Origin of the sequence: Lentilactobacillus kisonensis DSM 19906 = JCM 15041 (assembly GCF_001434135.1) — a bacterium.
Lineage (GTDB): Bacteria > Bacillota > Bacilli > Lactobacillales > Lactobacillaceae > Lentilactobacillus > Lentilactobacillus kisonensis.
The window spans coordinates 143,090-154,871 of sequence record NZ_AZEB01000001.1; the positions used below are offsets into that span (position 1 = coordinate 143,090).

At 39.5% G+C, this 11,782-nt stretch carries 11 protein-coding genes and 1 riboswitch; of the genes, 10 read left to right on the forward strand and 1 reads right to left on the reverse strand.

Translation table 11 applies throughout. The features are described 5' to 3' along the window. Positions 1-13 precede the first annotated feature (13 nt). The 6 genes from FC98_RS00685 to FC98_RS00710 all read left to right on the forward strand — a co-directional run bounded on the left by FC98_RS00685 (position 14) and on the right by FC98_RS00710 (position 7,279). On the forward strand, positions 14-1,675 hold the full coding sequence (locus FC98_RS00685; protein ID WP_008856787.1) for a formate--tetrahydrofolate ligase: 1,662 nt from the start codon (positions 14-16) through the stop codon (positions 1,673-1,675). Between the two features lie 14 nt (positions 1,676-1,689). Then, positions 1,690-2,130 carry a signal peptidase II gene (gene lspA / locus FC98_RS00690; RefSeq protein WP_056949014.1) on the forward strand — a complete coding sequence of 147 codons (441 nt, stop codon included), beginning with the start codon at positions 1,690-1,692 and terminating at the stop codon, positions 2,128-2,130. 22 nt (positions 2,131-2,152) lie between these two features. Continuing rightward, on the forward strand, positions 2,153-3,061 hold the full coding sequence (locus FC98_RS00695) for an RluA family pseudouridine synthase (protein WP_056949016.1): 909 nt from the start codon (positions 2,153-2,155) through the stop codon (positions 3,059-3,061). 85 nt (positions 3,062-3,146) lie between these two features. Beyond that, positions 3,147-3,680: a bifunctional pyr operon transcriptional regulator/uracil phosphoribosyltransferase PyrR gene (gene pyrR, locus FC98_RS00700; RefSeq protein ID WP_040471538.1), complete on the forward strand. Its 534-nt coding sequence runs from the start codon at positions 3,147-3,149 to the stop codon at positions 3,678-3,680. 22 nt (positions 3,681-3,702) lie between these two features. Continuing rightward, positions 3,703-4,794: a carbamoyl phosphate synthase small subunit gene (locus FC98_RS00705; RefSeq protein WP_040471511.1), complete on the forward strand. Its 1,092-nt coding sequence runs from the start codon at positions 3,703-3,705 to the stop codon at positions 4,792-4,794. Further along, the gene (locus tag FC98_RS00710; protein WP_056949018.1) at positions 4,778-7,279 is read left to right on the forward strand and encodes a carbamoyl phosphate synthase preATP-grasp domain-containing protein; all 2,502 of its coding nucleotides are present in this window, start codon (positions 4,778-4,780) and stop codon (positions 7,277-7,279) included. The genes FC98_RS00705 and FC98_RS00710 overlap by 17 nt, the downstream gene beginning before the upstream one ends. A 95-nt stretch (positions 7,280-7,374) precedes the next feature. Here FC98_RS00710 and FC98_RS00715 read toward each other — a convergent pair whose 3' ends face one another. Further along, positions 7,375-9,084, reverse strand: coding sequence for an NFACT RNA binding domain-containing protein (locus tag FC98_RS00715; protein WP_056949089.1), 1,710 nt, complete (start codon positions 9,082-9,084; stop codon positions 7,375-7,377). Between the two features lie 129 nt (positions 9,085-9,213). On the opposite strand from FC98_RS00715, the gene FC98_RS00720 reads away from it, so the two are divergent. From FC98_RS00720 to folB, 4 genes are all read left to right on the forward strand, one after another. Continuing rightward, entirely contained in the window at positions 9,214-9,627 is a 414-nt protein-coding gene (locus tag FC98_RS00720) for a MarR family winged helix-turn-helix transcriptional regulator (protein ID WP_008856794.1), read from the forward strand. A 19-nt stretch (positions 9,628-9,646) separates the two neighbouring features. Beyond that, a complete protein-coding gene (locus FC98_RS00725; protein ID WP_056949020.1) occupies positions 9,647-10,519 on the forward strand; it encodes a DegV family protein in 873 nt (290 codons plus the stop codon). Positions 10,520-10,624: 105 nt separating this feature from the next. Beyond that, positions 10,625-10,739, forward strand: a riboswitch (THF riboswitch). Between the two features lie 53 nt (positions 10,740-10,792). Next, on the forward strand, positions 10,793-11,323 hold the full coding sequence (locus FC98_RS00730; protein WP_008856796.1) for a folate family ECF transporter S component: 531 nt from the start codon (positions 10,793-10,795) through the stop codon (positions 11,321-11,323). Between the two features lie 108 nt (positions 11,324-11,431). Then, positions 11,432-11,779: a dihydroneopterin aldolase gene (gene folB, locus FC98_RS00735; protein ID WP_040471512.1), complete on the forward strand. Its 348-nt coding sequence runs from the start codon at positions 11,432-11,434 to the stop codon at positions 11,777-11,779. Positions 11,780-11,782 lie beyond the last annotated feature (3 nt).

Consider the following 11,782-nt stretch of genomic DNA (forward strand, 5'->3'; position numbering starts at 1 on the left):
GGCCATTATCAATATGAAAAGCGATGTTGAAATTTCTCAAGAATCATCTATGGAACCGATTGTTAAAATTGCTGATAAACTCGGGATTAGTGAAGATCAAATTGAACAATACGGCCATTACAAGGCGAAGGTTCAATTTGATCCTAAAACGGAACGTAATGATGGCAAATTAATTCTAGTTACGTCAATCAATCCAACCACAGCTGGTGAAGGTAAGACGACTGTCACAATTGGTCTAGGAGATGCCTTTACTGAATTACATAAAAAAATTGCTTTAGCCCTTCGTGAGCCATCCCTGGGCCCAGTGATGGGAATGAAGGGTGGCGCTACTGGTGGTGGCTATGCACAAGTAGTGCCAATGGATGATATTAATTTGCATTTTACTGGCGATTTTGATGCGTTAACCGAAGCCCACAATACACTTGCGGCTTTAATTGACAATCATATTCAGCATGGTAATCAACTAAATATTGATCCCAGACAAATTGTCTGGAAGCGGGTTTTAGATGTCAATGACCGTGAATTACGCCAAGTCGTTGTTGGGTTGGGAGGTAGAACCTCGGGTGTTCCTCGCCAAGACGGATTTGATATCACGGTTGCCAGCGAATTAATGGCAATCCTATGTCTGGCAACTGACCTGACTGATCTCAAAAAGCGGATTGGTCAAATGCTTATTGGGTATACATACGACCGTCAGCCAGTTTTAGTATCTGATCTTCATGTTCAGGGTGCGTTGACGCTACTTCTCAAAGATGCCATTAAGCCAAATCTGGTTCAGACGATTGAGCACACGCCTGCATTTATCCACGGTGGGCCGTTTGCTAACATTGCTCATGGTTGTAACAGTATTTTAGCAACGCAAGCAGCGCTACATTTTGGTGATTATACAATCACTGAAGCAGGCTTTGGTTCAGACCTTGGTGGCGAAAAGTTCATGGATATCGTTGCCCCAAAGCTCAAAAAGTCGCCCGATTGTGTTGTTGTCGTTGCCACGGTTCGAGCTTTAAAATTGAATGGTGGGGCTGATAAAAACAATTTGAATACAGAAGATTTAAACGCCCTTGAAACTGGCATTGTTAATTTGAAACGACACGTCGAAAATATGCAACAATATGGCAAACCGGTGGTCGTTGCTATTAATAAATTTGTTAGTGATAGTGACGCTGAAATTAACTTTTTAAAGGACTATGTTCACAATGAGTTAGGTGTAAAAGGAGCGGTCATTAACAGCTGGGCCGAAGGTGGAAAAGGCGCCGTTGATCTCGCAAAAGAAGTTATTGCTGCTTGTGATCAGCCAGCAACCTTTAAACCATTGTACTCGTCGGACAATTCATTGTTGGAAAAAATCAATGCAATTGTAACAAAGGTTTACGGTGGGACAAACGTTGAATTATCTAATAAGGCCAAAAATGCCCTCAAGCGGATTGAAAAAATGGGATATGGTCATTTACCCGTATGTATGGCTAAAACCCAGTATTCGTTAACTGATAATGCTAAGCAACTGGGGGCACCCACGAACTTTACAATCCATGTTTCTGATCTTCAACTAAAATTAGGGGCTGGCTTTATTGTTGCCCTTACTGGTAAAATACTAACAATGCCCGGATTGCCAAGCCATCCAGCGGCACTTGATATGGACATAGATGAAAACGGCCGAATTACTGGGTTGTTTTAAAAGGAGTTTTAAAGGTGCCTGTTATTTATATAATTGGAATTGCTTTATTAATCATAATAGACCAACTAGTAAAGCACTGGGTGGTTGCTAGTTTGGCAATGGGCCAGTCAATGACATTGATTCCGGGAGTGATTTCACTTACAAGGATTAATAATACAGGTGCTGCATGGAGCATTTTGGCCGGCCATCAAGAGATCTTTGTGATTATTGCTTTATTAGCTTTAGTTGCCATTGGCTATTTTTTAATTCGCTATTGGAAAAACATTTCTTATCGTCTTGGCCTCAGTTTATTGATTGCTGGTACGGCTGGAAACGTTATTGACCGAATCTTTAGTGGCCATGTTGTTGATATGTTTCAACTAGATTTTATTAATTTCCCGATCTTTAACTGTGCTGATACATTCTTAACGATTGGAATCATTGTTTTAGGGATTGCAGTTTTAAGGGAACAATAAGTAAAGGATTGTACAAATTAACGTGAAAACAATTGAAGTAAGCACACATACTGGTCGATTGGATAAAGTTGTTTCAGAAATTGAGCCAACCATTAGCCGATCGCGAGCTAAAAAACTAATTGATGATGGTGATATCACTGTCAATGGCGAAGTCAAGAAGCCCAAATACCCAGTTGAAATTGGTGATAAGATTTCAATTAGTAATCCAGAACCCCAGGCGATCAATTTAGAACCCGAAAACATTCCGCTTGATATTGTTTACGAAGATGATGATGTTATTGTTGTAAACAAACCACAGGGAATGGTTGTTCATCCATCAGCAGGCCACCCTAACCATACATTGGTTAACGCATTACTATTTCATAGCCCACTTTCAACAATTAATGGGGAATATCGGCCAGGGATTGTTCACCGGATTGATAAGGATACTTCTGGGTTATTGATGGTGGCTAAAAACGATGCGGCTCACAAGTTCCTCTCGGCTCAACTAAAAAAGCAAAAGAATTTAAGAAGGTACGTGGCTCTTGTCCACGGACGCATTACAGAAAATTCTGGCGTTGTAAACGCACCAATTGGTCGATCTTTAAATGACCGAAAAAAGCAAGCTGTGATCATAGATGGCCGGCCGGCAGTTACCCATTTCGAAGTCTTAGAGCGGTTTCAACAATATACGCTGGTTTCTTGCCGTCTTGAAACGGGAAGAACTCACCAAATTCGGGTTCACATGAAGTATATTGAGCATCCAATCGTAGGAGATCCCCTCTATGGGCCACGGAAAACCATTAAGGGAAATGGCCAATTTTTGCACGCCCAAGAGTTGGGATTTGAACATCCCACAACTCATGAACTAATGACCTTTTCGGCGCCAATTCCGCCTATTTTTGAGAAGGTGCTGACAAACTTAAGGCTAACTCAGCCATTGAAATCTTGACAAGCCGGCTAAGCTCTCATATCCTGAACTTAACACGGCTTTTTGGTTTATAAAACCTGATACTAATTTAAGGAGCACTTTGATGATGGGAAAGATAATTTTAGACAAAATGGCAATGCAGCGGGCATTGACTCGAATAACTTATGAAATTGTTGAAAAAAATAAGGGTGTTGAGGATTTAGTCCTTATCGGGATTAAAACTCGAGGGATTTTCCTTGCTAACCGGATTGCTAATCGCCTGCAGCAACTTGAGAACGTTACGATTCCCGTTGGTGAACTTGATATCACAAATTATCGTGACGACATTGAGCATGATTCAATGAGTTCAGACGTCAAAATGTCCAACAATAAGATTGATTTTTCAATTGAGGGCAAGCGCGTCATCCTCGTCGATGACGTTCTCTATACCGGCCGAACCGTCCGCGCTGCCCTTTCTGCTGTTATGGATCTAGGAAGGCCTAAAAGTATTAACTTAGCAGTTTTAGTTGATCGGGGCCATCGTGAATTGCCAATTCGAGCTGATTTTGTTGGCAAGAATATTCCAAGTTCACAAAAAGAAAAGATCAAAGTATACGTATCTGAAATTGATGATAAGGATGCTGTTGAACTCATCAAATGATACTTAAAAATGGGGAGTCAGCATGACGCAAAGATATTTGATATTAGAAGATGGATCTGCGTACCCTGGCAAGGCGTTTGGTTCATTAGCAACAACGACCGGGGAATTAGTTGCAAATTCAACTATGAACGGTTATCAGGAAATTATTTCTAACCAGATTTATCATAACCAAATTATCGTTTTTACCCAGTCATCGATTGGAAATACCGGACTCGACCAGAATGCGTACGAGTCTATTTTGCCGTCCGCAAAGGGGGTCATTGTCAGAGAGTATGAGAACTTGGCAACCGATCACTTTAAGCGGATCTCTTTGGATAAATATCTGAAACAGCATCGGATTCCTGGGATTTATGATGTTGACACAAGGGAAATTCGGCATCGCTTACAGAAGTATGGCAATATGAAAGCTAGTATCGTTGATGTTGCAGATGATCATGCGTTTGACCAACTCCACGCAACCGTTCTAACCAATCAACAGGTTGCTCAGGTAGCAACTCCGAAACCATATCCAAATCCAGATGAAGGCGACAATGTTGTTGTGGTCGATTTTGGGCTTAAAAGCGGTATTCTGCGAGAACTTTCTCGTAGAAATTGTAATGTAACAGTTGTTCCTTGGAATTCAACTAGTGAAATGATCCTTGATTTGGATCCGGATGGCATTGTCTTATCTACGGGTCCAGGGGCGCCTTCCAATCTGCCAAGTTCTGTTCTCAAAATGATTACGGAGGTCCAAAGCCAAGCACCAATGTTTGCAATTGGATTAGGGCATGAGTTGTTTGCTCTAGCTAATGGCGCGCGGGTATCTAAATTGCGGGTAGAGCATCATGGTGCCAATCACCCAATTAGAGAAATCATTACCAACGAAATCTTTTTCTCTGGTCAAGAGCAGGGTTATGCTGTGGATCCTAAATCCATTGACCATGCTAAATTATTTATTACTCATGTTGACTTAGTGAATGGGACGGTTCAAGGGCTTCGACACCGTGATTTTCCGGCGTTTTCAGTTCAGTTTTCACCTGACGGGGCTCCAGGGCCAAAAGATAGCGTCGGGTTATTTGACGACTTTATGGAAATTATGGAAAGAAGAAGGGGCTACAATGGCAATGGATATTAATAAGGTCTTATTACTGGGTGGCGGCCCTACAAATATTGGTCATGAAAATGAACTTGATGCTGCCGCGTTTGAACGGCTAATTGCGTTAAAAAAAACTGGTGCGCAAATAATTTACGTTGACGACAACCCATTTTCCGTTACGAGTGAGGAAATCCAACCAGCAAATGTTTACGTTCAGCAGGTGAACTTTAAAAACGTTGTCAATATCGTTGAAAAAGAACATCCTGATGCAATTATGGCAACGACGGGGGGCTTAAACGCCATGCAGATTGCCTGGCAGCTCTCCGAAAGTGGTGTTTTAAGTTCTAATAATGTGACGCTATTAGGCATTAAACCCGCTGATTTACGGAAGGTGATTGATAATCAAAAACTGCGTGAATTACTCACGGAAATTAACGAGCGGGTGATTGCATCAAGGATTGTTGCTGATGATAACGAGGCAATGGATTTTGTCAGGGAAGTTGGGTTTCCCGTTATTGTAAAACCAATTTCTGCTAGTCATGACACGAGTCGTTTTATTTGTAACAATACTGATGAACTTGAAGATGCATTAGACGTTAGTTTTAAACGGACGTATATCAAGCGCTGTTCGATTGAACAAAGTATCGTCGGCTACAAAGAAATTGAAATGGTCGGCGTTCGTGACGTGAATGGTAATAAGATGCTGGTTTCTGGATTAGAAGATATGGACCCTATTGGGATTCATTCCGGTGATTCAATTATTTTTGCACCGACTCAAACACTCATTAACGAAGAATATCAAGCGTTAAGAACGGCCACCTTCAGAATTATGGATTCCCTTAATGTGACGGGAACTTGTCATGTACAATTTGCTCAGAGCCGTACTGATTCTAATTACTTTGTCACCAAAGTTAGTCCATTTTTCACGCGAAATACAATGCTTGCAGCAAAGGCGACTGGTTATCCAGTGACATATGTTTCTAGTTTCTTAGAGTTGGGTTATTCACTCACAGAGGTCAAGTTGCCGGCTAAGTACAGTAAATACCTCGCATTTATGGAACCAACGATGGATCACGTTCTTGTTCGAATTCCACTTTGGCCATTTAGGGATATTAACGATGTTGATCAACACCTCAATACATTAATGAAATCTGTTGGGTCAACAATTGGGATTGGCCGAACGGTTGAAGAAGCGATCATTAAATCAATGCATAGTTCCCAGTTTTCACCTCGAGATATTCTGCCCAGTGTCTCAAAGGTTGATGACGATGATGTGATCAATCAATTGATTCATCCTTTAGCAAGCCGAATTCTGATCTTGATGGAGGCTTTACGGCGAGGCTTTTCGATTGATGAACTATCTGAGCTTACTCAAATTGACCGTTTTTATTTTTATAAATTAAATCAGTTACTGCGAGCTCAGAGTTTTGTGGTTAATAATCCCATGTCACCTGAATCAATCCAGGTAGGACATAAGTACGGCTTTGGCGATGGTATGCTAGCAGAACTTTGGAACGTAAACATTTCGGAAATTAGTAAAATGAACCAAGACGTTAAGTACCAGGTAACATATAAAGAGATTGAACCCAGTGCTGGAGAGTTCTTGGAGAATACAAGTATTTTTTATAGTAGTTACGAATTAGAAAATGAAAGTCATCCTTTTGAAGGAAAAACAGCATTGGTAATTGGCCGAGGTGGTAATCAGCTTGGCCCTAATTCAGCCGCGGATTATTATACAACTCAGATTTTGATTTCATTGAAAAAAACCGGTTATAAAACAATTATTATGAATACGAACCCAAACGCTGTGTCACTAACACCGCAACTAAGCGATAAACAGTATATTGAACCGATTCAACTTGGTAATATTTTAAACATCATTGATATCGATCAACCGGACGTTGTTTTCCTACCAGGAAACCGCCATTATTTGGCTAATCAATTACAACAGTTTACTAATTTGAATGTCATTGTTTTGCCGCCAGATCAAAAAGTTGCCAGTTACAAGGAAAATCAAGCGACAACGGCCGTTGACTTATTTGTTCAAAAAGGAGAAATCTTGCCAGTAACAACAATCTCTTTTTTCAAGCATGACAATCGAACAGATATTCATCATATTAACGATTATCAAGAACCAATGACGAATTGGGAAAGTGATGAGGTATCATTAATAGCCCAAGCAATTGACGTCGTTAATGTGGGCGAATGGCAAGGATTGGTCCAAGTATTATTTGATAAAACGGCTACTGGTAAATATAGTTGTACTGGGATTAGGCCGGTTAGAATCACGGAGACGGCGTTTCTCACTAAAACAACTGGAATTAACTGGATAAATGTGCTTGTTAGAAAATATTTGGGACTCTTGGATATGAATTCTCTTAGAAACCAAATTGTACCAACGGAACACAAACGATATTCAATTATGGCCGCTCATTTTCCATTCAAGGAATTACAATCTAACCGTAATGAGGGGACGACTAAGCAAGAAGTAGGGTCATCGCTTTCATTCGAGAACTTTAGTTAAATTATTAGAAACATAAATAGTGGCTAGACCCAAAGGATATCTCCTTGATCTAACCACTATCATTTTATATTATTGATGGAAGCGCACTTATAGCACTAGTTTTTGAGCTTCTCTACAGCTTCTTCAGTTGGCGTAATAAAGAGCGTTTGCTGACTATCATAAATTACAAATCCAGGCTTTGCCCCATTAGGCTTTCTAATGTGCTTTACCTTGGTATAATCGACCGGCACTTTTGAGGAATCCCGTGCCTTAGAGAAATAGGCGGCTAAAGTTGCTGCCTCAGTGAGCGTTTGTTCTGAAGGGGCAAAGCTGCGGATAATCACATGCGATCCTGGAATGTTTTTAGTATGCAGCCAGGTTTCCCGTTTGTCGGCGGTATGCATTGTCAGACGCTCATTTTGGAGGTTATTCTTACCGACAAGAATTTCTGTACCATCGCTTGAAGTAAAGGCCTCAGGTTTGTTGATTTTTCGGCGCTTTGCTTTTTTCTTTTTATTTCGCTGTTCATGATCCTTTAAATAATGACCTTGTTCTAATTCAAACCGAATATCAACCAAATCTTCTGGTTTAGCAAGTTCAATTTGTGATTGAATGTTTTCAAAATAGTCAATTTCTTGCTTAGTTAATTCAATTTGTTCAGCCAGATATTTAACCGCATTCTTTAGTTTTTGATATTTTTTAAAATAACGTTGGGCATTTTCAGAGGGTGATAGCTGATTTGATAATTTGATAGCAAGGGACGAATTATTATCGTAGTAATTAGGAAGTTCAATCGAATTCATGCCCCGGGTGATTTTATGCAGATACGTTGTCAGAATTTCACCTTTAATTTTAAACTCATCAGCATTTTCAGTTTCCGCCAAATCGCGGTTTAATCGTTTGAGTTTTGTTCTATTTTTCTTCAATTGCTTTTTAACAACTTGAATCAAGACCGCTCCTTGTTCTCGAACACGGTCATGTTGGGCTCGTTCAGCATAATAACTATCAAGAAGTTCACTCAAAGTTGAATAAACTTTATTTTTTATTGTACCAGGATAAGGAAATGCGGTAAAATTAATCTTGTTATTAGCAATATTGCTTAAAGTTGGCGTTGGATGATCAAATTGATCAAAGAACTTCTTAAAATTGGTTTCCGTTTTGTTATCGTCATGCAAATAACTTGCTAATGCCAAGGATGTGTCTTTACCGAGTCCTTGAATGTTCTTTCGGACATTAGCAGCGAGAACCTGGACATTTGGAAAATCAATGATTAGCTTGTTGATATCATCAAACGAAGCTTTTTTGAATGGATTCTGAACGTCTTGCTTTGGTGGGTTGATATAGGTCGCTCCTGGGAGCAGGATTCGATACCGGTTCACGTCTGAACCAACGTGTTTAATCGCATCAATGATCTTGTTGGTTTTCTGGTCTACTAGGATGATATTGCTATGTCGGGCCATAATTTCAACAACTAAGCAAAGCTCAGTTTGATCACCAAGTTCATTTCTAGATGTAAACAAAAATCTGAGAACACGGTCATTATCCAACTGCTCAATATTGGTTAGAATTGCGCCGCTAAGATGTTTGCGCATAATCATTGTAAAGTTACTTGGGACGCTCGGATTAACATATGGAATTTTGGTTAGCTGAACCCGGGCATATGTTGGGTTAGCAGATAAAAGTAATTGTTGATTTTTACTTTTTGCTCGAATTGTTAATATCAATTCATTGGGATAGGGTTGATTTATTTTGCTTACCCTTCCAGTTTTTAGAATAGAAGCTAATTCATTTCTCATGGAATGGGTAAAAGAACCATCAAATGACATCTTATCACTCACTTTCATATAGGTAGCATCTACTAGTATAGCGCACTTCTGGCACTCATGCGAAGCTCACGGTTCATTTGTAAGTCATAATTTTTAAGCGTATACTAACTTTTCGGAGGTCTTTTCAGAATGAAGGATATTCTTCCAGCACTTAATTCTGCTGCTAAAAATCATAAGGCTCAATTATTTGCAATAACAAAGGAAACAGGACTTACTATTTCAGAATGGAAGTTGCTTTGCCAGGTAATTGACGGTAACACAACTCAGGAGACGCTTTCGTCACGAACCAAATTAGATATCTCAACACTTTCTAGACAGCTGAAAAAGCTGGTCGAAAAGGAAATGATTGAAAAGACGGCGGTTGGCAAAGACAAACGACAATTGATCTACAACGTCACGCCAAAGGGAATCAATTCGAGTACATACGTGAAAACGAAGCTTGATGAATTAACTGAACGGATTTTTAATCACTGGACTGATGAAGAAAAAAATTTATTAAAGATTTTAATGAACCGATTAGAACAGAGCCTAGGCAGAATATAATTATGAGCAGGTGGATTTAATGAAGATTGCCATTGTAACAGATAGCACTGCATATTTAACAAAGGAAGAACAACAAAAATATCATATTAAAGTCGTGGTCATTCCCGTTATTATTGATGGTAAAGAGTATCAAGAAGGCGTTGACCTCACAACTGAAGCATTTTATCAGAAATTGAAAACGTCAAACTCGTTTCCAAGCACCTCACAGCCGCCGGTTGGTGAAATGATTGAATTATATGAGTCACTGGCACATGAGGGGTATGATACGGTTATCAGCATTCATTTGGCAAGTACAATTTCCGGCTTTTATAGTTCGTTGGAACAGATTGCACCGTCTATTGAAAATATCAAAGTTATTCCGTACGACTCTAAAATTACGGTTAAACTAATGGGTTATTTAGCAATTCAGGCTAGCAAAATGGCTAAACTTGGTCGAACGCCTGAGCAGATCATCAAATACCTTGACAATCTACGATCAACGATTGATGAATTATTTGTTGTTGATGACCTTCAAAACCTCGTTCGTGGCGGTCGTTTATCCAATGCTTCAGCGTTTATTGGCGGTATTTTGAAAATAAAGCCCTTGTTAACCTTTGATGATAATAGTAATGAAATTGTGGCCTTTGAAAAAATTCGGTCTCGCAAAAAAGCACTTAAACGGGTAGAAGAATTATTTGCAAAAGCGCAGCAACGAGCAACGTACCCATTACGAGCCTTGGTGATCAATGGAAATGATCCTAAAGCTGGTAATGAGTGGGCAAACAAAATTCACGAACTTTATCCAGAAATGATAATTGAGCAAAGTTATTTTGGCCCAACCATTGGAACCCACTTAGGAGACAAGGCTTTGGCACTTGCTTGGCTTCGTGATTTTGACCAAGATCAATTATAAAATAAAAACAATTCTGTGTAGTAACCATTTAATGTTCGGCAAACGCCGGTTAAATGATTGCTTTTTTTGTTTAATGTGATAAACTTTAATAGTTACATAATTAAATCTGGGGTAGGATTCAACGCGTTAAGTGTCGAAGGAACGGAATGTGAACTTCGAACGAAAAATAAAAAGCTTCGACTTGCTTTTTATTTGCGGTGTTGTTTCCGCATTCACCGTCTTATTTAGAACCTCTAAATATTGGTGAGCTCCTTCTTAGGAGATGTCAGCATTATGAAGTCATTATCATTAGGGTTTAGAAAGTTACGGACGTTAGATGTCGTTGTTTTAGGTGTTTTAATGGCATTAACGCTAATTTTAGGAAGATTTACTGTTGGCACTGAGTTTTTGAGGTTAAGCTTTGGTTTTGTGATCACTGCCATTGCCGGCTACCTTTATGGTCCCTTATGGACTTCTGTGATGGCTGCGGTTGGTGACGTTATTGGAACTTTGATTTCTGGTAGTCCATATTTCCCCGGCTTCACGGTTTCTGCAATTTTGGGAGCAGCTATCTATGGCTTCTTCTTTTACAATCAAGCCATTAGCTGGAAGCGGGTCATTTTCTCTCAGTTGATTATTGCGATTTTTGTTAACGCTGCGTTGAATACCTTCTGGTTAACGGTCTTGTATAAGACACCGTTTTTTGCGTTGCTGCCAATTAGGACACTAAAAGAAGCTATTATGACACCAATTCAAATTGCAATTATTTATTTTGTGTTGAATTCAAAGAGTTTTACAACAATCAAAAATCGACTATTAAATTAGTCTATCTGCGACACGCAGTACACGTTTAACGTTGTACTTGTGGGCCGCTTTTTTGTATAGACTTTGTTTAGATAGTGATTTAGATAGTGTATGAAAGGAATGCGTTTTATGTATACAATCAAGTTAAATAATATGCAGTTTCATGCTCATATAGGGGTCTTGCCAGAGGAAAAGGTTGTTGGTCAGGCACTTCAAATTGATTTGGTTACGGAGATCGATGCCGAACCAAAAGATGACCAATTGTCAACGACTGTTTCTTATGGTGATTTTTATCAACATGTTCAGCAAATTGTCACCAACAGCAGGGTTAATCTGATTGAAACACTGGCTCAGTCAATTATTTCGACAATCAAGTCTTTAGACAACCGGATTGGTAAAACGACCGTTAAAATTAGAAAAGTCGGATTACCAATCGATGGGATTATGGATAACGTGGAAATAGAAATGGAGCGATAGCGG